Source organism: Aerophototrophica crusticola (genome assembly GCF_012913305.1).
GTDB classification, from domain to species: Bacteria; Pseudomonadota; Alphaproteobacteria; order Azospirillales; family Azospirillaceae; genus Niveispirillum; species Niveispirillum crusticola.
The window spans coordinates 39270-61846 of record NZ_CP051775.1 but is presented as its reverse complement, the minus strand read 5'-3'; the positions used below and the strand labels follow the sequence as shown (position 1 = coordinate 61846).

Sequence of the window (22577 nt, the reverse complement as noted above, 5' to 3'; positions counted from 1 at the left end):
TCAAAAGGATGGACACGAATAAACGCGAATAAAGATATTACTGACGAAAGATATTTTTTAGCGCCGCAGGCAACCTATCCTAATTTTTCTTTATTACTGTCGATCCTGCTCATTCGTGTCTATTCGTGTACGCCGTAGGCAGGCTACCACCCCCATGAGGTTTATTGCGGCTTCGCCGCACCGACGGCACCGTCAGCGCACGACCGGCACCGTTGGCGCGTCCGTGTCATCCGTGGCCGCGCAGCGGCATCCGTGTCGTCCGTGTCAATGGCCGTGAGGCCTCCCCAAGCCCAACCGCCTCGATAGCACCAAGGACCCACGCCGGTCACCGCACCCCCAGCCGGCCCAGGAACTCGCCCACGTCGTAATACGCCGGCACCTCGAACCAGGTGCCGGTGCGGCGCACGAAGATCGGGCCGAAGCCGGACAGCTCGGCCTCCTCGTCCCCGTCCAGGGCCCAGGACGATTGGTAGGGGAACAGCCAGCCGTCCTGGAACTCGACCGGGTCGCCGAGCACGAGGGGACCGGTCTGCTCCGTCTGCCGTTCGGCCACCAAGCGGGCGGCCAGGGTCGTGGCGGCACCTAAATCCAGCAGCGTCATGCCTTGACGGACCTTACCCACCCTTCCACCTGCTCCCCCAGCACCGGCAGGGGGACGGCGCCGCTGCGCAGGACGGCGTCGTGGAAGCCGCGCAGGTCGAACTTCGGCCCCAGGGCCTGCCTGGCCTTGTCCCGCAGCTCCAGGATCTTCAGCAGGCCGATGAAGTAGCTGGTGGCCTGGCCGGGGTTGACGATGTAGCGGTCGATCTCCCGCGTGCACTGCTCCCGCGACAGGGGGGTGTTGTCCACGAAGAACTGGATAGCCTGTTCCCGCGTCCATTTCTTGGCGTGGATGCCGCTGTCCACCACCAGCCGCACCGCGCGCCATGCTTGCAGGCTCAGCCGGCCGAAGTCGCTGTAGGGGTCCTTGTAGAAGCCGATCTCCTTCGGCAGCCGCTCGCTGTACAGGCCCCAGCCCTCCGAATAGGCGCCGAAGCCGACGAACTTGCGGAAGGTGGGCACGTCCTGGAGTTCCTGGGCGATGGCGATCTGCATGTGGTGGCCCGGCAGCCCCTCATGGTAGACGATGGCGTCCACCTGCCACTTGGCCATCTCCCGCATGTTGGCGAGGTTGGCGTAGAAGATGCCGGGCCGCGACCCGTCCAGGGCGGGGCGGTTGTAGAAGGCCGGCGGGGCGGATTTTTCCCGGAACGGCTCCACCCGCTTCACCACCAGCTCCGCCTTGGGCTTGGTGATGAACATCTCATCCAGCTTGGGGCGGAAGTCGGCCAGCACCTGCTCGCACTGCTTGAGGTAGGCGGCGCGGCCCGCATCGTCGTTGGGGTAGTAGAAGCGGTCGTCGGTGCGCAGATAATTGAAGAATTCCTTCAGCTCCCCCTTGAAGCCCACCGCCTTCATCACGCCGCGCATCTCATCCTGCAGCTTGCGCAGCTCTTGCAGGCCCACCTGGTGGACCTCCTCCGGCGCCATGTCCACGGTGGTGGCCTCCCGCACGGTGAAGCGGTAATAGGCCTCCCCGTCCGGCAGCTTCCAGACGCCGTCATCGTCCGTGGCCTTGGCGGCCAATGCTTCCATGGCGGATATGAGCTGGTCGTAGGCCGGCTTGACCTTGCCAGTCAGGGCGGATTCCGCCTGTTTCAGCAGGGCCTGCTTCTGGGCCTCGTCGGCAGGAAGCGCGCCCACCTTCTTCTTGATGTCGGCCCACAGGCTGCTGTCCGGGCCGTTGTCGAAGGGCGCGCCGGTGACGACGGCGCGGGCGTCGGGCAGCATCTTCTCCAGGCTGAACCGGGGCGGGACGATGCCCTTGGCGGCGCTGCGCTGCGCCTGCTCCACCGCCTGGCCAAGGACCAGTGGCACGCCTTCCAGCCGGGCCACATAGGCGCGGGCGTCATCGGGGGTGTCCACCCGGTGCTGGTTGATCAGGAAGCTGGGGACGCCGGTGTGGCGGCCATACAGGTGCGACAGGGCGTATTCGTGGTCGCGCCAGCGCCCCTCCTCCACCTCCCGCTCCGCTTGGGCCTCGAAGATGCGGAAGTTGACCCGGTGCGCCTCCGGCAGCCGGGCCGGGTCCCAGCCCGCCCGCAACCGGGCCAGGGCGTCCTTGGTGCGCGCCAGCCGCGCGTCACGGAAGGCGGGGGAGCGGTCGTCCCACTTGTCGTAGTTGGTCCTCAGGCCGAGCTGGGTCTGGAACTCCGGCGACAGGGCCGCCTGTTGTTCGAACACCTGCTCGAAGAACTCCGCCAGGGCCGCCACGTCGCCCTTGTCCTTGGGCTTGGCGGCGGCGGTCAGGTCCAGCGGCCCCGGCAGGGGCACCTGGGCCAGGGACGGCAGGGCGGGAACGGCCGCCAGGGCCGCGGCCCCGGCCAGCAGGGCGCGGCGGTTCATCATGGGCATGCTCATCCCCTTCCCCTTCAGGCTTTCGTCTTGGCGACCCAGGCGTCCACCACTTGGCCCAGCACCGGCAGCGGCACCGACCCGCTGCCCAGGACCGCGTCGTGGAAGCTGGCCGCGGTGAAGCGGGGGCCCAGGGCGCCGCGCGCCCGGTCCCGCAGTTTCAGGATCTCCAGCAGGCCGATATGGTAGGCGCAGGCCTGGCCGGGGTAGACGATGTAACGGTCCACCTCCCGCTCTGCCACCTCTGGCGTGAAGGCCAGGTTGGCGGTGAAATAGTCCATGGCCTGCTGCCGGGTCCAGCGCTTGGCGTGGATGCCGGTGTCCACCACCAGCCGCACGGCGCGCCACAGCTCGAAGGTCAGGCGGCCATAGTCGCTGTAGGGGTCCTGGTAGAAGCCCAGCTCCTTCGGCAGCCGCTCACTGTACAGGCCCCAGCCCTCGCCATAGGCCGTGTGGAACTCGAACCGGCGGAAGGTGGGCTGGCCGGACATTTCCTGGGCGAGCGCGATCTGCATGTGGTGGCCGGGGATGCCCTCGTGGAAGGCCAGCACTTCCATCTGGTACTTGGGCATCTCCCGCATGCGGGACAGGTTGACGTAATAGGTGCCGGGGCGGGAACCGTCAGCCGCCGGGCGGCCGTAGCGGGCGATGGTCTCGCTCGCCTCCCGGTACAGCTCGAAGCGGCGCACCTCCAGCGGGGCCTTGGGCTTCAGGCCGAACTGGCCGTCCAGCACGGCCTTCAGCCCGTCCAGGATGGCGCTGGCATCGCGGATGTAGCCGGCGCGGCCCGCATCCGTGTCCGGGTAGTAGAAACGGTCGTCGGTGCGCAGGAAGCGGTAGAAATCCTGGAGCGAGCCCTTAAAGCCCACCTTGGCCTGGATCTCCGCCATGTCAGCCTGGATGCGCTTCACCTCCGACAGGCCCAGGGCGTGGACCTGCTCCGGGTCCAGGTCCAGGGTGGTGTGGTCCTTCAGGCAGTAGCGGTAGAAATCGGCCCCGTCGGGCAGCTTCCAGACGCCGTCATCGTCCGTGGCCCGGGCGACCAGCCCCTCCAGCCCCGCGGCAAGGCGGGTCCAGGCGGGAGCGAAGCTGTCGGACAGGGCGGCGGCGGCCTTGGCCATCAGCGCTTCCGATTCCGCCGGCGGCAGTTTCAGCGCGTCCAGCTTGCGGCCGAAGGCGGCCAGCAGGGCGCTGTCCCCCGGCCCCGCCGTGAAAGGCCGGCCGGACAGGACGTTGCGGGCGGCATCCAGGGACTTCTGCAAGGAAAAGCGCGGCGGCAGCACGCCCCGGGCGGCGCGCACCTCGAGCGCGGCCAGCAACTGGTCCACCGCCCCGGGCACGGCCCGCACCCGCGTGATCCAGGCCTGGGCGTCGCGGGCGTCACGGATGGGGTGGGTGCCGCTCAGCAGGTCCACGATGGCGCCGTGGCGGCCGTTGAAATGCTCCACCGGGTAGGAGTTCAGCCGCCAGCGATGGGCCTCAAGCTGGCCGAGCAGCCGTTGCTCATAAAGCTGCCGGTCCAGCCGCGCGGCGTCGGACAGGCCCGCGGGGTCGTGCTTGCGCAAGGCCGTGAGCTGCGCTTCGGCGAAGGCGGCGTCCGCGGCGGCGCCCGCCTCGCCGATGTCGTCCCAGGCGGAATGGTCGCCGGGCAGGCCCAGCCAGGTGCGCGTCTCATGCGACCGGGCGACGGCGGCCTGGAAGCTGTCTTCCAGGAAGCGGTAGAGATCCGCGTCCCCCTGCCCGGCTGCGGGGGCGGCTGCCCTCGCCTCCAGCCGGCCGCCCACCAGGGCGTAGCCGGCCAAGCCGCAGCAGGCACACAGGAATCCGCGCCGTCCCAGCATCCCGTCCCCCGTCTTCTTGCGGGGCCAGGGCCCCGGGGCGGCCAGCCTACGCGGCCCCGGCGGCCCGGGGCAAGGGTGGACCCCTGCCCCGGGGCGGGAGCGGACCCGGCCAAAGGGTACGCCGGGCACCGCTTTCCGGTACCGGCCGGCTTAGCCCGGTTGTATAGTCATGCATGTAATCGCCGCCACCCTGGGACCCGATGACCGGATCGCCCGCCGCCCCGACCGACCTGTCCCCCGCCCGGCAGGAGGCCTTCCGCACCGCCAGCAGCGCCGAGGCGCAGGCCCGCGCCCTGGCGGCCCTGTCGGACGCGGACGTAGTGAAGCTGGCCCGATCGCTGGAGTTCGAGGGGCTGCTGGAAGGCTCCCCGCCCGAGCTGCTGTCGGTGCTGCGCCCACGGCTGCGGCAGGTGCGGCCGCCGCGGGTGCTGGGGGTGGAGCGGCTGGCCTGGCTGCCCGCCCACCGCTTCCTGGCCGACCGGCCCCTGGCGGACCCCGCCGCCCCCTGGATCGTGCCCCGCCGGGTGCTGGCGCCCCTGTGGGCGGCCTTGGAGGCGGGGAACCATGACCTGGTGGACCAGCTCCGCCGCCGACACCTGGTGGCCCTGTTCGACGACGATATGGCGGCCTTGGACCGGGTGGCGACCCAGGTGGGCGACCTGGCGGCCTTCTTCCTGAACAACGCCGACCTGAAGGCGGTGCCGGGGGTGCAGCCGGGGGACCTGCCCTGCCTGGCCTTCCTGGCACAGGTGCTGAAGTGGCACCGGCTGATCATGCCCAATGTGCGCTATTTCCAGCAGGTCAGCGGGGTCGGCCCCAGCACCGTCCAGTCCCTGCGGCTGCACACCAACTGGTACGTGGTCTATGAGCGGCTGGAGGAGCAGTTCGACCTGTACATCCTGTACCTGTTCGAGATGACGGCCGCCCCCATCGACGTGATCGACGCCTTCCCCTTCCATTTCGACACGCTGTCGGCGCCGGACAGCCTGGCGGCGCAATGGCTGGCCCACCGTTGCGACCGGCTGGCCCGCCAGGTGGCGGAGGCGCTGGCCAAGCCGCCCCGCAGCCAGCCGGCGGAAACCCTGTCCGACATGGCCGAAGCCCTGGCGGGGTTGAGCCGCCTGACCGAGCGGCTGGCCCGGGTGCCCCTGTTCACGGCGGTGCGGGACGGCAAGCCCGTGGTGCGCGGCGTGTTCGACGCCATCCCCCGCCGCGTGCCGATGGAGCATGTGGAACGGGCCTGCGACAGCTACCTGGACGATCTGCATGACGTGATGCTGGGCCCGCCGGACAAGCAGGCCCGTGCCGCCCGGCTGCTGCCCCGGCTGTCCCTGGCGCTGCCGCTGCTGCTGGCCCTGGCCGACACGGGCGAGAAGAACAGCCGCGCCGCCCGCGCCCGGTTCCGGTTGGGGGAGAAGGTGGCGGAACAGGTGGACCGCTACCTGCGCAACGCCGACCTGGCCCCCCAGGCCCGCCGCGCCATGGCCGGCCAGGTGGCCCCGGCCCTGGAGCTGTGCCGCCGCTTCGGCATGTCGGAAGACGCGGGCGCCCTGCTGCGCAAGCTGAAACGCTGAGGCCCCGCCGCCTGTTGGGGGGTGCGACACCACCCACCGGAGGACCATCATGGCAGCGGACAGCAGCAAGCCCGGCGCCGAGGGCCAATCCCCCTTCGCCGATGCGTTGCGGAGCAACCCCAAGGACAATGCCGAGGAGGCGGAGCGGCTGATGGGCGGGGACGCCGCCAAGCGGCGGGAGACGGAGCAGGCCCAGGCCAACAAGAAGGACGCCACCGAGGGCGGCGCCGGTTCGCAGATCCTGGGCAAGAGCGAGCAGACCCTGCCGCCGGATTGAAGGGGGCGTTATTCGTCCAGGAAATCTGCCGCTTCACCCGTGCTTCGGGCAAGCGCCAACAGGCTTGCTGCCAAACTGGATTTCGATATTGGGACAAGTCGAACCGTGCCGTTCCGTCCCCTCTCCCAGGGGGCGAGGGACAGGGAGAGGGGTGGCGCGACCAGGACAGCAGGAGCCTAGCCGCAGGTTTCCATCTTCGGAGAGGGCCCAACCCCTCTCCCTGTCCCTCCCCCTCAGGGGGAGGGGACGCGGCGATGCCGTTCGACCTCAACCTTTTCCCTTGTCCCACCCCCCACCCGGCCGACGCCTGGCCGGGTGGGGCCATCCTTGCTAGATGCCGCTCAGCTCCCGTCCGCCAGGGCGGGGAGCTGTACCGTCCGCACCCCTGCGGCGGCCACCTCCTCCGGCGTGAAGGCCACCTTGCGCAGTTCCCGCCGCTCATACAGGCGGAGCTGGTCGGTGATGTCGGGGGAGCCAGGGCGGCTGCTGTTGCCATAGGTCAGGGCGGTCCGCGCCTTGGGTCCGGTGGGGGCGAACTCCACCACCTGCACGTAACTGTCCCCGCCCACGAAGAAGCTTCGCCCGTCGCCGAGGGGGAGAAATAGGCGACCCGCAGGGTGCCCAAATCCCCCGGCCCGCCATTGCCGGCGATGTCGGCCAGCGGCCCGGTGGGGAAGAACTCCGGCCCGCGGCCGAACAGGATGCCGCGGTTCACCTGGCCCCAGGCCACATAGGGGGTGCCGTACTGCGCCTCCAGTTCCCGTACCGCCTTGGCCAGGGCAAGTGCCGCGCGGCCCTCGTCCTGGATGCCGCGGGGGGTGGTCAGGGGTTTGTCGGGGTCCCAGGGCACGTCGAAGGCGGGATAGCCGCGCCAGGTGCCCTGGGGGGCCGCCGGGTCGGCCACGAACAGCTCGAACCAGCGCTGGAACAGCACGGCGCCGCGGCTGTCGGCCCTCGTTTCCCGGTCCCAAGTCTGCAACACGCGGGCGCCGCGCCGGGCGGCGGGGTCGGCGGAAGTGTAGCCCGCCTTGGTCAGGTCGCCCAGCACCCGGTCGGCGAGCAGCATCCGACCGGACATCTTGGCCCGACGAACCTCGTCCGCGGTGAAGCGGCGCTGGGACTGGAGCGCCAGGGCGCAATGCTGTGCCCGGGGGAACATCTCCACCGGGGAGACCCAGGCCGGGTACTGTTCCGCGCGGATGACCTGAGGGAAGGTGCTGGTCCAGGGCGGGTCGTTGCAGTTGTGCAGCACGCCGGAGGGCGGGTCGCCCACCTGTGGCAGCTCCTCGAACGACAAGATGTCGGTCCACAGCGTGCCGCTGGTGGAACCGTCGATAATGCCGTCCCAATCGTCGGTGGTGCCATAGGGCCGCCGGGGCTGGCGCCCGCCGAACAGGTAGAAGATCTCCCCGAACCGGTCGGCGTACATGACGTTGAAGAAGGGCATCTGCAACCGGCGCTGGGCCGCCTGGAACTGCTCCAGGTTCCCGGCCAGCATCATGTCCCAGTACTGCTCGACGATGCCTTCCTCCTCCACCCCCGCCACCCGCAGGGCCAGGGCCTTGCCGTCGGCACGGCGGGAGACGAGGGGGCCGTGGATGGTGCCGGCCAGGGTGAGCTGCTGCTCCGTCACCGTGCCGTCGGGCTGGCGGACCCGCAGCGTCTCCACCCGGATGTTCTCCAGCGGGCGGACAGTCCCGTCGAAGACGTAGCCGCCCTCGGGCGTGAGCTGCACCTCATACAGGTCGGCGTTGTCGATGGTGTTGTTGGTGTGGGTCCAGCCCAGGTCCTGGTTGAAGCCAATTCCGATGAAGGGCGCGCCGATGAAGGTGGCGCCATAGGCGTTGGTCTCGCCGAACCGCAGGTGCGCCTCGAACCACTGGTACAGCTCCAGCCCCTGGGCCGGCACGGCGGAGCCGAAGGGCAAATGCGGGTTGCCCATCAGGATGGCGTTGCGGGATTGGGTGCGGGTGGGTCCCAGGGCGAAGGCGTTGGAGCCCGGCCCCTCACCCCCCTGTGCCGGCAGGCTGGCGGACTGGCCCCCTTCCCAGCTTGCCACCTGGCCGGGGACGTTCGCGTTCTCCGTCAGGAAGGTATAGTGGATGCTGTAGAGGGTCAGCCCGTGCAGGTCCGCCGGCGTGACCGGCAGCACCTGGCGCAGCAGGGGGGAGATGGTGGCCCCGCCGGCCCCTTGCGCATACTCGTTCACCCCGCGGGCGAAGGCCTCCAGGATGGCGTTCTGGCGGGGGCTGCCCTCTTGCAGCCACTGTGCCGCCCGGGCCGGGATGCCCACGGCGCGGGCGAAGCGGTCGCTTTGCAGGTTCACCCCGTTCTGGCCGACGCCGATGTACTCCGCCGCCCGGCCGCGGGCGCGGGCCACGTTGGTCAGCAGCAGCTCGGCATGGGCCTCCATCTGGGCATAACCCAGGGCCCGGACGGCGCTTTCCAGCGTGTCCGCCTGGATGTGCGGCACGCCGTACTGGTCCCAGGTGATGGTGGCGGGGGAAAGGGTGGCGGTGGTCTGCGCGGTGGCTGGTACGGCGAACGGCAGGGGCGCCGCCAAGATGGCGGCCAGGGCAAGGGCGGCAAGGCGCCGGCGCCCGACCGGAAGGGGCTGGGTCAAGGGGGTATCCTCCCATTGGTGGCGGAGGTTCTGGCGCCTCCACCCACCAGGGAACCACGCCCCCGCCCGCACCCCAGCTATCCCCAAGGCAGGCGGCGGGTTGTTTCGGGGTTACCCCCGCGTCACGCCCCCTATGCCATCAGCCGGTACAGCCCCGCGGCCACGGCCTTGGTCGCCGCCTCCAGGTCACTGATCCTGACATGCTCGTCCGCGCCATGGGCGCCGGCTTCCAGGATGGTCTTGGGGCCGGCGCCGAACAGGACGGTGGGGATGCCGGCCTCGGCATAGTGGCGGGCGTCGGTGTAGAGGGGGACGCCCACCTGGGGCACGGGGTGGCCCAGCAGCCGCTCCGCCTCCACCGCCAGCACCCCGGCCAGCCGGTCGGACCCCGGCAGGGGAGCGAGGGGCTTGGCGAGGAGGACGCGGGTCACCTCCACCGTGATGCCGGGCAGGGTGGCGGCGGCCCGGGCGATCACGTCGCGCAGGGCCTGCTCGGCCTTCGCCGCGTCTTCCTCCGGCACCATGCGGCGGTCCAGGCGCAGGGTGACCAGGTCCGGCACCACGTTGGTGTTCACGCCCCCTTTGATCAGGCCGACCACCAGGGTCGGGTGGGTGATGCCGTTGACGGACGATGTCGTGGCCGACAGGCCCTTGCGGTAGGCATAGAGGGCGTTGAGGATTGCCGTCGCCGCCTCCAGCGCGTCACGGCCGGTATGGGGCAGGGCCGCGTGGGCGATCTTGCCGCGCACCTTCACCTCCAGGTGCAGGCAGCCATTGTGGGCCACCACCACGCTGTGGGCGAAGCTGGCGCAGATGGCCAAGTCCGGCTTGGTTAGGCCCTGCTCGATCAGCCATTTGGGCCCGATCTCCCCACCCGTCTCCTCATCGTAGGTCAGGTGCAGTTCCACCGTCCCGGCCAGCGGCTCGCCCAGGGACTTCAGGGCCAGCAGGGCGTAGGCGTAGGTGGCGAAGTCGGACTTGGAGACGGCGGCGCCGCGGCCATAGAGGGCGTCGTCCCGCACCACCCCGCCATAGGGGTCCACCGTCCAGCCCTCCCCCGGCGGGACCACGTCGCCATGGGCGTTCAGGGCGATGGTCGGGCCGGGGCCGAAGCGGTGGCGGACGATGAGGTTGGTGGCGCTGACCATGCCCACGGCCTTCACCAGGTCGGCCGGGACCGGGTGCTGCTCCACCGTGAAGCCCAGCGCTTCCAGCAAGGGTACGGTGGCCGCGGCGTGGGGGGCGCAGTTGCCGGACGGGTTGTCGCTGGGCACCCGCACCACTTGGCGAAGGAACTCCACCTCCTGGTCCAGATGCTCGGTCACGAAGCGGTCGAGGCGGGCGATGGCGTCGGCAGTCATGTGGTTTCTCGGGCAGGCGGAATGGGGGACAGGGACTGGACCAAGTCCAGCATCACGGATAGGGCCACCTGCGCGTCACCTTCGGTGATGCTTTCGGCGGGGTTGTGGCTGATACCGCCGGCGCAGCGGACGAACAGCATGGCCACGTCGGTCAGGCCGGCCAGGGACATGGCGTCGTGGCCGGCCCCGCTGGGCAGGCGGAAGGGCGGGATGCCGGCCCGGGCGATGGCGGCCCCCATGGCGTCCATCAGCCAGGGGGCGCAGGTGCAGCCGTCATGGCCGTGGGTCTGCCGGACGGACAGGGCGGTGCCGCGGCGGCGGCAGATGGCCTCCCACTCCGCCAGGATCACGCCCCAGGCACTGTCCCGCTCCGCATGGGTGGGGCCGCGCAGGTCCAGGCTGAAGCGCGCCTGCCCCGGGATCACGTTCACCGCCCCCGGCAGGGCCTCGATCCGGCCGACGGTGCCCACCAGCTCATGCCGCGCAGCGCAGATCCGCTCCACCGCCAGCACGCACTCGGCCGCCGCGGCCAGGGCATCCTGGCGCAGGCGCATGGGCACGGTGCCGGCGTGGCCGGCGGTGCCGGACAGGGTCGCCTCGAACCGGCTCGCCGCGGCGATGGCGGTGACGATGCCCACGGGCAGGTCCTCCGCCTCCAGCACCGGGCCCTGCTCGATATGCACCTCCAGGAAGGCCAGCAGGTCGTCGCGGCGGCGGGCGGCGGTGGGATAGGCGCTGGGGTCGCAGCCAACCTCCCGCAGGGCTTGGCGGACGGTCACCCCGTCGGCGTCGGCCACGTCCAACTGCGCGTCGGTCAGGGTGCCGGCCACGGCGGCGGACCCGCGCAGGGTGCCGGGGAAGCGCACCCCTTCCTCATCCCCGAAGGCCAGGATTTCCACCGCGAAAGGCAGGCGGGTGCCGGACCGGTGCAGCGCCTCCACCAGCCCGATGCCCAGCAGCACGCCCAGGTTCCCGTCATACTTGCCGGCGTCCCGCACCGTGTCGATGTGGGAACCGACCAGCAGGGTGCGCGCGGCAGGGTCCGTGCCGTCATACCGGCCCACCACGGTGGCCAGCGGGTCCAGGCTGACCTTCATGCCCGCGTCGCGCATCCAGGCCGCCACCTGCCCCGCCGCGGCCCGGTGGCTGGGGGACAGGTAGGGCCGGGTGAGCTGGCCCGGCACCTCCGTGAAGCTGGCGAGCTGGTCCAGCCGCGCCATCAGGCGGGCGGCGTCCTCCGCCGTCACCGCCGCGGTCATGCGCCCTCCGCCGGGTGGGTTTTCAGCCAATGCTCCGCGATGTCGATCCGGCGGGCGAACCAGACCCGGTCGTGGGACAGGGCATAGTCCAGGAAGCGGGCCAGCGCCGCCGCCCGGCCGGGGCGGCCCACCAGGCGGCAATGCAGGCCGACGCTCATCATCTTCGGCGCCTTCGCGCCTTCCGCGTACAGCAGGTCGAAGCTGTCCTTGAGGTAGGCATAGAACTGGTCGCCGCTGTTGAAGCCCTGCGGCGTGGCGAAGCGCATGTCGTTGGCGTCCAGCGTGTAGGGCACCACCAGGATGCGGCCGGCCTCGTTGGTCACGTAATGGGGCAGCTCATCGTCATAGGCGTCGGCGTCGTAGGTGAAGCCGCCATGCTCGATCACCAGGCGCCGCGTGTTGGGGGAACAGCGGCCCTGGTAGAAGCCCTTGGGCGCCGCCCCGGTCAGGCGGCGCTGTATCTCCACGGCGGTGGCGATGTGTTCGCGCTCCACCTCCTCCGGAATGAACTGGTAGTCGATCCAACGGTAGCCGTGGCTGGCGATCTCCCAATCCGCCTTCAGCATGGCCTCCACGGCCTCGGGGTTGCGCTCCATGGCCATGGCGATGCCGAAGACGGTCACCGGGACCTGCCGCTCCGTGAACAGCCGGTGCAGCCGCCAGAAGCCGGCGCGGGCGCCGTAGTCGTAGATGCTTTCCATGTTGATGTGGCGTACGCCCGGCAGGGCCTGGGCGCCCACGATCTCTGACAGGAAGGCCTCCGACGCCTTATCCCCGTGCAGGATGCAGTTCTCGCCCCCCTCCTCATAGTTCACGACGAACTGGAGGGCGATGCGGGCACCGTCGGGCCATTGGGCGTGGGGCGGGTGCTGGCCGTAGCCGATGAGGTCGCGGGGGTAGTCTGGGGCCATGGCTCACCAGCCGGGGCGGAGGTTTTCGGTGGCGGCGCGGAGGATGGCGCGCTCCTCCGCCGTCATCTCGGTCACGTTGGCGGGGGGCATGGCATGGGTCAATGCCGACTGCACCCGCACTTGGATGAGGTGCCGGGCGATGGCATCGGCACTGTCCAGCCGCACGCCCTTGGGCGGGGCGACGATGCCGTCCCAGGCGGGCTGGGCCGCGTGGCACATGGAGCAGCGGGTGGTCACGATCTCCTCCACCGCCGCGAAGCCCTCGGCAGTCATGCCCTTCGGCGGTTCGGCGGCGTGTGCGGTGCCGGCAATGCTCAGCGCGATGACGCCGGCCATGCCCGCCGCGGCCACGCCCCAGGTCCACCATGGGGTAGGCTTGCCGGCGTGGCAGCTGTTGAAGAAGTGCCGGATGGCGGCGCCCACCGGCAGGACCAGGGCGACGATGACCCAGGCGTAGGGGCTGCCAAAGGCCAGGGGCATGTGGTTGCCCAGCATCAGGAAGACGACGGGCAGCGTCAGGAAGTTGTTGTGCAGGGACCGCTGCTTGGCCTGCTTGCCCAGGCTCGGGTCGGGGCAGCGCCCATTGAGGAGGTCGGCGACCACCTTGCGCTGGTTGGGGATGATGACCATGGCCACGTTGGCCGCCATCATGGTGCCCGCCATGGCCCCCACCTGCATGTAGGCGCCGCGGCCGGAGAAGAGCTGCGCGAAGCCCCAGGCGGCCAGCACCAGGAAGCCGTAGGTGGCGAGGCCGAGCCAGAGGTCACTCTTCCCCAGGGGCGACCGGCAGAGGCCGTTATAGGCCAGCCAGCCCAGGACAATGCCGCCGACGCTGAGGCCCACCGCCTGCATCGGCGACAGGGCGGCAACGGCCGGGTCCACCAGGTAGGTGGCGGCGCCCACGTAATAGACCACCACCAGCAGGGCGAAGCCGCTGAGCCAGGTGGTGTAGGCCTCCCACTTGAACCAGGTCAGCTCCTCCGGCATCCGCGCCGGGGCCACGCCGTATTTCTGCATGTGGTAGAAGCCGCCGCCATGGACCTGCCAGGCCTCCCCCATTACCCCCTCCGCCTGGCCGGCCCGCTTCCGCAACGACAGGTCCAGGTGGATGAAGTAGAAGCTGGAGCCGATCCAGGCGATGGCCGCGATGACGTGCAGCCACCGCACCAGCGTGCCCAACCACTCCCACAACATCAGTTCCATGCGCGGCCCTTCCCGGCGGGGTCCGAGGAAGGGCCAGTGTCGGGCAGGCCGTGTTCCCGCGGAAGGGCTTGGCGCCTAAAGCACTTTCAAGGAAGTGCGGGGGAATGGGGTAGCGCCCTGCCCCCGCCCGATCCCGCTCAGGCCGCCCAGATACGGGCGATGAAGGCGTCCACCTCACGCGACAGCCGGGTCGCCTCCCCTGACAGGCTGGTGGCGGCGCCCAGCACCTGGGCGGCGGCGCTGCCGGCCTCCGCCGCCGCTTGGCTGACGCCGGCGATGTTGCTGGCCACCTCCGCCGTGCCGCTGGCGGCCTGGTGGACGTTGCGGCCGATCTCCTGTGTGGCGGCGGTCTGCTCCTCCATGGCGGCGGCGATGGAGGCGGCGATCTCGTTCACCCGGGTGATGGTCTCGCTGATCCCTCCGATGGCCGCGGCGGCGCCGCCGGTCTGGGACTGAATCCCCGCCACCTGGGCGGCAATCTGCTCCGTCGCCCGGGCGGTCTGGTTGGCGAGCTGCTTGACCTCGCTGGCGACGACGGCGAAGCCCTTGCCGGCCTCCCCCGCCCGGGCGGCCTCGATGGTGGCGTTCAGCGCCAGCAGGTTGGTCTGGGCGGCGATGTCGCTGATCAGCCCCACCACCTCGCCGATCCGCTCCGCCGCCTCCGACAGGCCGCCCACGGTCAGGTTGGTGCGCTGGGCCTCCCCCGCCGCCTCTTGGGAGATGCGGGAGGACTCCACGACCTGCCGGCTGATCTCCTGGATGGAACCGGACAGCTCTTCCGCGGCGCTGGCGACGGTCTGGACGTTGCTGGAGGCCTGTTCCGTGGCGGCGGCCACGGCGGCGGACTGGCGGTTGGCCTGCTCCGCCACGGCGGACATGCTCTGGGCACTGGCCTGCAACTGGTTGGCAGCGGTGGATACGGCCTGCACCACGCCCTTGACCGAGCCCTCGAACTGGTCGGCCAGGGCCAGCATGGCTTGGCGGCGCTCGGCCGCGGCGCGGGCCTCCTGCTCCTTGGCTTCCTGCTCGAGCTGCCGGGTGCGGCGCATGTTGTCCTGGAAGACGGCAAGGCCGCGGGCGATCTCCCCGATCTCGTCCCCGCGGTCGGCGCCTTGGACGGTAACTGACAGGTCGCCGGAGGCCAGCCGGTTCAGCTCATCCACCGATCGGGCGATGGGGCGGGAGATGCCGTATTGGGCCAACAGGTAACCCGCCGCGAAACCGCCCACCACGCCCAGGCCGGCCACCGCGAGCATGACCATCTGGAGCGTGCCGACAGTGTCTTCCGCCTTTGCCATGGTGCGTTCCGCCCGGGCGATCAAATGGTCGTTGAGCTGCCGCATCTCCGCCTGCAGGGTGGTCGCGGCGGCACGGCTGGCCAGGGCGCTGTCCCGGATGGCCTGCTGGGCGTCCGACAGGGTTACCTGGCCGCCCACCCGGTCGATGACCGCGAAGGTATCCTCCAGTTCCTTGCCGTAGGTGGCATAGGCGGCCTCCACCTTGGCGACCAGGGCCCGGGCTTGGGGATCGTCGCCAACGGCGGCGCGCAGGCGGGCAAGCCGGTCCTCATACTCCCTGCGCTGTTCGTCCATGGTCCTGCGGACTTCCGCCACCTGGTCGGCGGAGGGGTCGGCGGCGGCGCGGAATTCCCCCCGGTTCATGGCGATGACATTCTGGTTGGCCCGTGCCCCCGTCACGGCAAGCCGGGAGACGGTGCCCACCTCCACCGTGGCGTCGCCCAGCTGGTCCAACTCAATGACGCTGACGGTGCTGACCACCAGGGTCACCCCGGTCAGCAGTCCCACCAGCACCATCAGCTTGCCCAAGATCCTCATGTTCGCGAGCCGCATGCCCTGTCCCCCTTGCCCACATGGCGAAAACAGCCCTTAAGATTTTTGCGGACGCGAAGGGGACAAGCCCGGGACCGGGGTCGTAGGACAATCGCCATATGGATGGTAGGGATAAGCTGACAGGATAGCCGCGTCTCTCCGGGCTGCCTTGCTCGCCGGATTAACCCGAATTTGCTAGCCGGGAAAACCCGTCTTCTGCGGCGGTGCGGCGTCCATACACCGCTCCCCCGGCTTGCAGGCGAGGCACGTGCGGCCCGGCGCCTCCGCCGTGGGCTGGCGGGTGGCGAGGGCGGTCAGCACCTCGGCCACGGCGAGGGCGGCGATGACGGCGGGGCGCTTGTCGCGCACCCTGTCGCCGCCGATGGGGCAGACCAGCTTGCCCGCCTGTTCCGCCGTGCCGCCGGCGCCCCGGAAGCCCCGGAGGAATTTGGCCCGCTTGGTGGCGGAGCCGATCAGGCCGACATAGGAGAGGTCGCCCCGGCGCAGCGCTGCCCCGGCCAGGGCGAAGTCCAGGTCGTGGCAGTGGGTCAGTACCAAAAGCGCGGCGCCCGGCGGGGCGGCGGCGACCTCCGCCAAGGGGTCGGGCACACAGCGCTTGGCGATGCCGGGAGGCAGGCGGTCAGGGAATTCCTCCGCCCGGCTGTCCACCCAGACGGTGCAGAGCGGCAGGGGGGAGAGGGCCGTGGCCAGGGCCTTGCCCACATGGCCGGCGCCGAAGACGTACACGGACGGCAGAGCATGCGCGGCCGTACGCTCCGAAGCCTCCAGTGCACGTACGGTGCCCGCATCCGCTTGCTCGAAGGTCAGGGTGACCAGGCCGCCGCAGCATTGCCCGAGCTTGGGCCCCAGGGGCAGGTCCAGCGGGCCGGGGTCGGCGATGCCGGCCAGGATGCGCCGTGCCTGTCCCACCGCCTCCCACTCCAGCCTTCCGCCGCCGATGGTGCCGGCGAGGCGGACAGGGCCCACCAGCATGCAGGCCCCCGCTTCCCGCGGGGTGGAGCCCCTGGCGGCGGCGACGCGGACCAGCACGGCGGCGTCTCCGCGGGAGAGCCAAGTGCTTAAGGTTTGGGACAGGGGTTCCGTCATGCCAGCCCCTTCAGCCGCTCCACCGCCATCAGCACCCGTTCGGGGGTGGCTGGGGCGTCCAGGCGGGGCGGGTGCCTGTGGTCCGCCACGCTGGCGACCGCGTCGGACAGGGCATGCAGCACGCTGATGGCCAGCATCAGGGGCGGCTCCCCCACCGCCTTGGACCGATGGATCGTCTCTTCCCGGTTCGGGTGGCCGTCCAGGAGCTTGACGTTGAAGATACGGGGACGGTCGGAGCAGGCGGGGATCTTGTAGGTGCTGGGGCTGTGGGTGCGCAGGCGGCCCGCCGCGTCCCACCACAGCTCCTCCGTCGTCAGCCAGCCCATGCCCTGGACGAAGCCGCCCTCCACCTGGCCGATGTCGAGGGCCGGGTTCAGGCTGCGGCCCACATCGTGCAGGATGTCCACCCGATCCACCCGGTACTCGCCCGTCAGCGTGTCGATGGTCACCTCCGACACCGATGCCCCGCAGGCGAAGTAGTAGAAGGGCCGGCCGCGGCCTGCCTTGCGGTCCCAATGGATCTTGGGCGTCTTGTAGAAGCCGGTGGCGGAGAGCTGGACCCGGGCCTGGTAGGCCAGTTCCAACAGTTCCGCGAAGGCCAGATCGGCCGCCGCCCCTACCCGTACGCGCCCGTCGGCGAAGCGTACGTCTGCCCCATCCACCCCGTACTTTTCCGCGGCGAAGGCGGTGAGGCGGGCCTTGATGGTCTGCGCGGCGTCACGGGCCGCCATGCCGTTGAGGTCGGAGCCGGAGCTGGCGGCGGTGGCCGACGTGTTCGGCACCTTCGCCGTGTTGGTGGCCATCAGGCGCACCCGGTCCAGGCCGATGCCCAGCTCCTGCGCCACCACCTGGGCCACCTTGGTGAACAGGCCCTGGCCCATCTCCGTCCCGCCATGGTTCAGGTGGACGGACCCGTCACGATAGACATGCAGCAGGGCGCCGGCCTGGTTGTAGGCGGTGTTGGTGAAGCTGATGCCGAACTTGACGGGTGTCAGGGCGATGCCGCGCTTCAGCACGGGGCTGGCCTGATTCCAGGCGCGGATGTCGGCCCGGCGGGCGCGGTAGTCGCTTTCGGATTCGAGCTGGTCGATGATGGCCGCCAGCACGTCCCAATCCTCCACCACTTGATGGTAGGGGGTCACGTTCCGGCCGGGGCCGTAGAGGTTGGCCTTGCGCACGTCCAGCGGGTCGAGGCCCAGGCTGTAGGCCACCTCTTCCACCACCCGCTCCGCCGCCACCATTCCCTGGGGCCCGCCGAAGCCGCGGAAGGCGGTGTTGGACTGGGTGTGGGTCTTTAGCGCCAAGGACGTGGCGTGGACGGCGCCATAGGAATAGGCGTTGTCGCAGTGGAACAGGGCCCGGTCGGTGATGGGGCCGGACAGGTCCGCCGCATAGCCGGCCCGGGCGGCGAACAGGAAGTCGGCGCCCAAAATGCGGCCCTGGCCGTCGAAGCCCACCCGATAGTCCACCTGGAAGTCATGGCGCTTGCCGGTCAGCACCATGTCGTCGTCGCGGTCGGGGCGAAGCTTGGCCGGGCGGCCGGTGAGGTGGGCGGCCAGGGCGGCCGTGGCGGCGAACAGGTTCGCCTGGGTCTCCTTGCCGCCGAAGGCCCCGCCCATGCGGCGGACCTCCACCGTCACCAGCGCCGTAGGCAGGCCCAGCAGATGGGCGACCACATGCTGAACCTCGCTGGGGTGCTGGGTGGAGACGTGGAGCATCATCTCCCCCCCTCCCCCGGCAGGGCCATGGCCACCTGGCTTTCCAGGTAGAAATGCTCCTGCCCGCCCATCACCACTGTTCCGGTTACGGAATGGGGCGCCGTTTCGATGGCGGAAGCGGCGTCGCCCCGGCTCAGCGTCATGGGCGGGAAGACGACGGCGGCACCGGCCTGTTTCGCGGCCGGAATGTCCAGGATGGCCGGCAAATCCTCATACGCCACCCGGGCCAGCCGGGCGGCGCGGCGGGCGGCGTCCCGCGTCTCCGCCACCACGGCGAACAGGGGCTGGCCGACATGCTCAACCAGGGTGTCGGCAAACAGCGGCTCGTCCATCCGGCCCATGCAGGAGATGTCGTTCACCCCCGGCACGTCCGCCGCCGTCAGCACCGCCACCACGCCCGGGTGGGTGCGCACCGCGGTCAGGTCCAGGGACAACACCCTGGCATGCGCCCGTTCCGACAGGCCGAGGCAGAGGTGGAGCAGGCCGGCGGGTTCCCGGATGTCGTCCACATACAGCGCCTCCCCCGTCACATGGCGGATGGCGCTGTCATGGGGGCGGGGTTCGTGGACCAGGGTGGTGTTGCCGGGCAGCTTGGGCTCGTCACGCATGCGCCACCTCCCGCCCCGTGAGGCGCATGGGCAGGGCGGCCGCCGTCTCCAGCCAGCAGCGGTACAGCAGGTTGGCCGCCACCTTGGCCCGATAGGCGGCGCTGGCGCGCATGTCGGACATGGGGGTGAAATCCTGGGCCAGGGCGGCCATGGCGTCCCGCACCGCGGCTTCGTCCCAGGGCCGGCCCACCAGCACGGCCTCCGCGTTCGCCGCCCGCTTCGGCACCCCGGCCATGCCGCCATAGGCGAGGCGGGCCGCCCGCACCACCCCGCCATCAAGTTGGATGGAGAAGGCGCCGCAGACGGCGGAGATGTCCTGGTCGAAGCGCTTGGAGACCTTGTAGGCGCGGAACAGGCTGCCCGGGGCAGGCTTCGGCAGCAGGATGGCGGTCACCACCTCCCCCGGCCAGCGGTCCTGCTTCCGGTAGTCCAGGAAGAAGCGTTCAAGCGGGATCACCCGCACGCCGCGCCCCAACCGCAGCTCCAGCCCCGCCCCGGCGGCGATCAGGGCCGGGGGCGTGTCGCCGATGGGGGAGCCGTTGGCGACGTTGCCGCCAATGGTCCCCATGTTGCGCACCTGCTGCCCGCCGATGCGGCGCACCAGCTCCCCCATATCGGGGTAGAGGGCGGCGAGGGCATCCTGCGCCTGAGTATAGGTGACGGCGGCGCCGATGCGGAGGTGGTCGCCGGCGTCGGTGATGGCGTCCAGCCCGGCCACCTTGCCAGTGTAGATGACGGTGCCCAGGCGCTTGAGCTGCTTGGTCACCCACAGGCCCACGTCGGTGCCGCCGGACAGGATGCAGGCGTCCGGATGGGCGGCGGCCAGGTCGCAGAATTCGTCCAGGGTGGTGGGCGCGACGAAGCGCTGGCCGTTGGCGGAGACGTCCAGGGTCTGCCCGTCCGCCCAGGCTTGGAGCCGGGCCAGGGCCGCCGTCTCATCCCGTGGCGGGGCCGGCAGCTCCGCCATCTTCTGGGCCGCGTCGGCGATGGGACGGTAGCCGGTGCAGCGGCAGAGGTTACCGGCCAGGGCATCATCCACCCGCTGGGGCGAGGCGGGGCCGTCTTGGTGCAGGACCCACAGGGACATGACGAAACCGGGGGTGCAGAAGCCGCACTGGCTGCCATGGCAGTCCACCATGGCCTGCTGGGCCGGGTGCAGGGTGCCGTCCTTGGCCAAATCCTCCACCGTCAGCACGCGGGTGCCGTCCAGCGTGGGCAGGAAGCGGATGCAGGCGTTCACCGCCTCATACTCGATCCCGCCGTCCACGGGCTTGCCCACCGCCACGGTGCAGGCGCCGCAGTCGCCCTCCGCGCAGCCTTCCTTGGTGCCGGTGCGGCGGCGCTGGTCACGCAGCCAGTCCAGCAGCGTGGTGGTGGGGTCCACGCCGGTGAGGGTCACGGGCTCATCGCCCAGCAGGAACCGCACCTCATTCCGCATGGCCCGGCCCCTTCCCTAGCTGCCGCGGTAGGTGGAATAGCCATAGGGCGAAACCAGCAGCGGCACATGGTAGTGCTGCCGCCCCTCCGCCGCCACGAAGCGGATGGGCACCTCCTCCAGGAAGGCGGGGCCCGGCACGCCTTGGTCCCTGAAGTAACGGCCCACGTCGAAGACCAGCTCGTAAAGTCCTGACGCGAAGGCATCGCCCGCCAGCAGAGGCCCGTCGCAGCGGCCGTCGGCGTTGGTGACGGCACTTGCCACCCGGCGGCGCCCCCCTTCCAGCGCGAACAGGGTGATGGACAGGCCCGCCGCGGGCGTGCCATGGGTCAGGTCCAGCACATGGGTGGTCAGCCGCCGATCCCCGCTCATCCCCGCTCCCTGGTCATGGGCTTCGCTGCCGGTCAGGTTCCGGCCCGATCCGGTAAGGTAGCAAGCCCGTTTCCGCAACGCACACCGGTTTGCCCGCTGAAAGACTTTCAAGCATTTCGCCATGAACAGGGCCGGGCAAGCCAAGCAAGATCGGGGCAACAGGATGTGGAGCCCCGCCCGATGACAAAGCCTTCCCTGATGGACGATGCCGCCTTCGTCGCCCGCTTCGGCGGGGTGTTCGAACATTCGCCCTGGGTGGCGGAAGGGGCGCTGGCCGGCGGGGGCGACCGGAGCGCTTGGGACACGGCCGACGGCCTGCACGAAGCGTTGGCCGCCGTGGTGCGGGCGGCACCGCGGGAACGGCAGCTTGCCTTGCTGCGCGCCCACCCGGACCTGGCGGGGCGGCTGGCGATGGCGGGGGAACTGACCGCCGCGTCCTCGGCCGAGCAGGCGAGCGCCGGCCTGGACAAGTGCAGCCCGGCAGAGTTCGCCCGCTTCACCGAACTGAACGGGGCCTACACCGCCAAGTTCGGCTTCCCCTTCATCCTAGCCGTGAAGGGGAAGACCAGGGGCGAGATCCTGGAGGCTTTCGAGGCGCGCATCCACAACGACGCTGAGACGGAGTTCGCCACCGCCCTGGCCCAGGTGGAGCGGATCGCGCTGTTGCGGCTGCGGGATCTGGTGGGTTGACAGTTACTCATTGCCGACATCTCATCATACACACGTCTAATACCAGCCGCCGTTGATCGTGACCGATCAACGGCCCCTCAAACGCCGGGCGCCGCCATCCGGCGGCTTGGCTCACGCGGGCATGGGCCCGCGGGCCGGCAGTCGCCGGCCTCCAAGCGCATGAGTCAGAAACTCATGCGCTTGGTATAAGACGGGGGACCGCATGCAACAGGAACGTGCAATCCTCGCGAAACTCGATAAACGCCCCATCATTGCCGAGTTGGCACGCCGATATGCTGAGAGCAGCCGTGACGCGGTCAATGCCCTGGACCGGGCCATCGCGAATATCGCCTCAAAGGATGCTCAGTTGGCGCAACGGCACGAGGGTTGACGCTCAGCCACCCCCCGCCGGCAGCACCCATTCCCGCTCCCACGGCGGCACCGGCCCGAACAGCTCCACCAGGAAGTCGATCAGCACGCGAACGCGGACCGGCAGGTAACGGCCGTGGGGGTATAGGGCGGTGATGGAGTGGCCGGGGGGCGGGTGGTCGGGCAGGACCACCTCCAGCCTTCCGTCGCGGATGTCCTGCCAGACCTCCCACAGGGATTTCAGCGCCAAGCCGTGGCCGGCCAGGCACCAGTCGCGCAGGACCTCCCCGTTGCTGGCATCCATGGTGCCGGACACGGGCAGGGTGACGGGCCCGTCGGGCGTGCCCAGGGTCCAGCGGTATTGCTGGGAGCCGGGGAAGCGCAGGAGCAGGCAGTTGTGCTCGAACAGATCCTCTGGCGTGCGTGGCCGGCCGCGACGGTCCAGGTAGGCGGGCGCGCCGACGATGACCCGGCGGTTGGGGGCCAGGGTGCGGGCGATGGCCGTGCTGTCCTCCAGCGCCGCGATGCGGATGGCCAAATCCACCTGCTCCTCGATCAAATCCACCAGCCGGTCGGTCAGGTCCAGGCGCACCTGAAGGTCCGGGAAGCGCTCCAGGAACGCCGGGATGGCCGGGGCCACGTACATCCGGCCGAAGCCGCAGGGCACCGTCACCTTGATGGGGCCGGTGGGCTTGGTGGTGCGCTCCGCCAGCTCGCTGCGGGCCTGCTCAAGCTGGGCCAGGATTCCGCGGCAATGCTCATAGAAGCCGGCGCCCTCCGCCGTGCAGTCCACCCGGCGGGTGGTGCGGTTGAGCAGACGCACGCCCAACTGTCCCTCCAGCCGGGCGATGCGGTTGCTGACCAGGGCCGGGGACATGCGCAGGGATCGCCCGGCCGCGGACAGGCTGCCCAGTTCCACCACCCGGGCGAAGATCGCCATGTCGTCGGTATCGGGCACCCCACTCCC

The 22577-nt window shown here is 70.4% G+C and carries 17 protein-coding genes and 1 pseudogene; 3 read left to right on the top strand and 15 right to left on the bottom strand.

Going from position 1 to position 22577, the window contains the following annotated elements; translation table 11 throughout:
• Positions 1 to 325: 325 nt before the first annotated feature.
• The 3 genes from HHL28_RS00305 to HHL28_RS00295 are packed head-to-tail and all read right to left on the bottom strand — an operon-like array spanning position 326 to position 4295.
• Positions 326 to 601: a hypothetical protein gene (locus tag HHL28_RS00305; RefSeq protein WP_075770646.1), complete on the bottom strand. Its 276-nt coding sequence runs from the start codon at positions 599 to 601 to the stop codon at positions 326 to 328.
• Positions 598 to 2460, bottom strand: coding sequence for a DUF885 domain-containing protein (locus HHL28_RS00300; protein WP_169654487.1), 1863 nt, complete (start codon positions 2458 to 2460; stop codon positions 598 to 600). The genes HHL28_RS00305 and HHL28_RS00300 overlap by 4 nt, the downstream gene beginning before the upstream one ends.
• A gap of 11 nt (positions 2461 to 2471) precedes the next feature.
• Positions 2472 to 4295 carry a DUF885 domain-containing protein gene (locus tag HHL28_RS00295; protein WP_075770645.1) on the bottom strand — a complete coding sequence of 608 codons (1824 nt, stop codon included), beginning with the start codon at positions 4293 to 4295 and terminating at the stop codon, positions 2472 to 2474.
• A gap of 200 nt (positions 4296 to 4495) precedes the next feature.
• Between HHL28_RS00295 and HHL28_RS00290 the strand changes: the two genes are divergently transcribed.
• Together HHL28_RS00290 and HHL28_RS00285 are read left to right on the top strand one after the other, a co-directional pair.
• Positions 4496 to 5869, top strand: coding sequence for a hypothetical protein (locus HHL28_RS00290; protein ID WP_075770644.1), 1374 nt, complete (start codon positions 4496 to 4498; stop codon positions 5867 to 5869).
• 49 nt (positions 5870 to 5918) lie between these two features.
• A complete protein-coding gene (locus HHL28_RS00285) occupies positions 5919 to 6146 on the top strand; it encodes a hypothetical protein (protein WP_075770643.1) in 228 nt (75 codons plus the stop codon).
• Positions 6147 to 6487: 341 nt separating this feature from the next.
• Here the strand turns inward: HHL28_RS00285 and HHL28_RS00280 are convergent, their stop codons facing one another.
• The 11 genes and pseudogenes from HHL28_RS00280 to uraH form a co-directional block, all read right to left on the bottom strand.
• Positions 6488 to 6691: a penicillin acylase family protein gene (locus HHL28_RS00280; protein WP_404326149.1), complete on the bottom strand. Its 204-nt coding sequence runs from the start codon at positions 6689 to 6691 to the stop codon at positions 6488 to 6490.
• Positions 6646 to 8769, bottom strand: a complete 2124-nt coding sequence (locus tag HHL28_RS00275) for a penicillin acylase family protein (protein WP_169654483.1) — start codon at positions 8767 to 8769, stop codon at positions 6646 to 6648. The genes HHL28_RS00280 and HHL28_RS00275 overlap by 46 nt, the downstream gene beginning before the upstream one ends.
• 131 nt (positions 8770 to 8900) lie before the next feature.
• Positions 8901 to 10130 carry an ArgE/DapE family deacylase gene (locus HHL28_RS00270; protein WP_075770642.1) on the bottom strand — a complete coding sequence of 410 codons (1230 nt, stop codon included), beginning with the start codon at positions 10128 to 10130 and terminating at the stop codon, positions 8901 to 8903.
• Positions 10127 to 11389, bottom strand: a complete 1263-nt coding sequence (locus HHL28_RS00265) for an allantoate amidohydrolase (RefSeq protein ID WP_075770641.1) — start codon at positions 11387 to 11389, stop codon at positions 10127 to 10129. The genes HHL28_RS00270 and HHL28_RS00265 overlap by 4 nt, the downstream gene beginning before the upstream one ends.
• Positions 11386 to 12300 carry an allantoinase PuuE gene (puuE, locus tag HHL28_RS00260; RefSeq protein ID WP_075770640.1) on the bottom strand — a complete coding sequence of 305 codons (915 nt, stop codon included), beginning with the start codon at positions 12298 to 12300 and terminating at the stop codon, positions 11386 to 11388. The genes HHL28_RS00265 and puuE overlap by 4 nt, the downstream gene beginning before the upstream one ends.
• A gap of 3 nt (positions 12301 to 12303) precedes the next feature.
• On the bottom strand, positions 12304 to 13503 hold the full coding sequence (locus HHL28_RS00255; protein ID WP_075770639.1) for a urate hydroxylase PuuD: 1200 nt from the start codon (positions 13501 to 13503) through the stop codon (positions 12304 to 12306).
• A gap of 137 nt (positions 13504 to 13640) precedes the next feature.
• Positions 13641 to 15353, bottom strand: a complete 1713-nt coding sequence (locus tag HHL28_RS00250) for a methyl-accepting chemotaxis protein (protein ID WP_075770638.1) — start codon at positions 15351 to 15353, stop codon at positions 13641 to 13643.
• A 174-nt stretch (positions 15354 to 15527) separates the two neighbouring features.
• A complete protein-coding gene (gene xdhC, locus HHL28_RS00245; protein ID WP_404326146.1) occupies positions 15528 to 16382 on the bottom strand; it encodes a xanthine dehydrogenase accessory protein XdhC in 855 nt (284 codons plus the stop codon).
• A 53-nt stretch (positions 16383 to 16435) separates the two neighbouring features.
• Positions 16436 to 18765, bottom strand: a pseudogene (gene xdhB, locus HHL28_RS00240) (xanthine dehydrogenase molybdopterin binding subunit).
• Positions 18758 to 20203, bottom strand: a complete 1446-nt coding sequence (gene xdhA / locus HHL28_RS00235; RefSeq protein ID WP_169654481.1) for a xanthine dehydrogenase small subunit — start codon at positions 20201 to 20203, stop codon at positions 18758 to 18760. The pseudogene xdhB and the gene xdhA overlap by 8 nt, the downstream one beginning before the upstream one ends.
• A 15-nt stretch (positions 20204 to 20218) precedes the next feature.
• The gene (uraH, locus tag HHL28_RS00230; protein WP_075770634.1) at positions 20219 to 20572 is read right to left on the bottom strand and encodes a hydroxyisourate hydrolase; all 354 of its coding nucleotides are present in this window, start codon (positions 20570 to 20572) and stop codon (positions 20219 to 20221) included.
• A gap of 180 nt (positions 20573 to 20752) precedes the next feature.
• On the opposite strand from uraH, the gene uraD reads away from it, so the two are divergent.
• A complete protein-coding gene (uraD, locus tag HHL28_RS00225) occupies positions 20753 to 21262 on the top strand; it encodes a 2-oxo-4-hydroxy-4-carboxy-5-ureidoimidazoline decarboxylase (RefSeq protein ID WP_075770633.1) in 510 nt (169 codons plus the stop codon).
• A 373-nt stretch (positions 21263 to 21635) separates the two neighbouring features.
• Here uraD and HHL28_RS00220 read toward each other — a convergent pair whose 3' ends face one another.
• Entirely contained in the window at positions 21636 to 22568 is a 933-nt protein-coding gene (locus tag HHL28_RS00220) for a LysR family transcriptional regulator (protein WP_075770632.1), read from the bottom strand.
• Positions 22569 to 22577: the final 9 nt, after the last annotated feature.

Coding starts and splice junctions, on each gene's coding strand:
- HHL28_RS00270 (WP_075770642.1), bottom strand. CDS start 10,130: ATGACTGCCGACGCCATCGCCCGCCTCGACCGCTTCGTGACCGAGCAT.
- HHL28_RS00265 (WP_075770641.1), bottom strand. CDS start 11,389: ATGACCGCGGCGGTGACGGCGGAGGACGCCGCCCGCCTGATGGCGCGG.
- HHL28_RS00305 (WP_075770646.1), bottom strand. CDS start 601: ATGACGCTGCTGGATTTAGGTGCCGCCACGACCCTGGCCGCCCGCTTG.
- HHL28_RS00295 (WP_075770645.1), bottom strand. CDS start 4,295: ATGCTGGGACGGCGCGGATTCCTGTGTGCCTGCTGCGGCTTGGCCGGC.
- HHL28_RS00250 (WP_075770638.1), bottom strand. CDS start 15,353: ATGCGGCTCGCGAACATGAGGATCTTGGGCAAGCTGATGGTGCTGGTG.
- uraD (WP_075770633.1), top strand. CDS start 20,753: ATGACAAAGCCTTCCCTGATGGACGATGCCGCCTTCGTCGCCCGCTTC.
- uraH (WP_075770634.1), bottom strand. CDS start 20,572: ATGAGCGGGGATCGGCGGCTGACCACCCATGTGCTGGACCTGACCCAT.
- puuE (WP_075770640.1), bottom strand. CDS start 12,300: ATGGCCCCAGACTACCCCCGCGACCTCATCGGCTACGGCCAGCACCCG.
- HHL28_RS00290 (WP_075770644.1), top strand. CDS start 4,496: ATGACCGGATCGCCCGCCGCCCCGACCGACCTGTCCCCCGCCCGGCAG.
- HHL28_RS00300 (WP_169654487.1), bottom strand. CDS start 2,460: ATGAGCATGCCCATGATGAACCGCCGCGCCCTGCTGGCCGGGGCCGCG.
- HHL28_RS00255 (WP_075770639.1), bottom strand. CDS start 13,503: ATGGAACTGATGTTGTGGGAGTGGTTGGGCACGCTGGTGCGGTGGCTG.
- HHL28_RS00285 (WP_075770643.1), top strand. CDS start 5,919: ATGGCAGCGGACAGCAGCAAGCCCGGCGCCGAGGGCCAATCCCCCTTC.
- xdhA (WP_169654481.1), bottom strand. CDS start 20,203: ATGCGGAATGAGGTGCGGTTCCTGCTGGGCGATGAGCCCGTGACCCTC.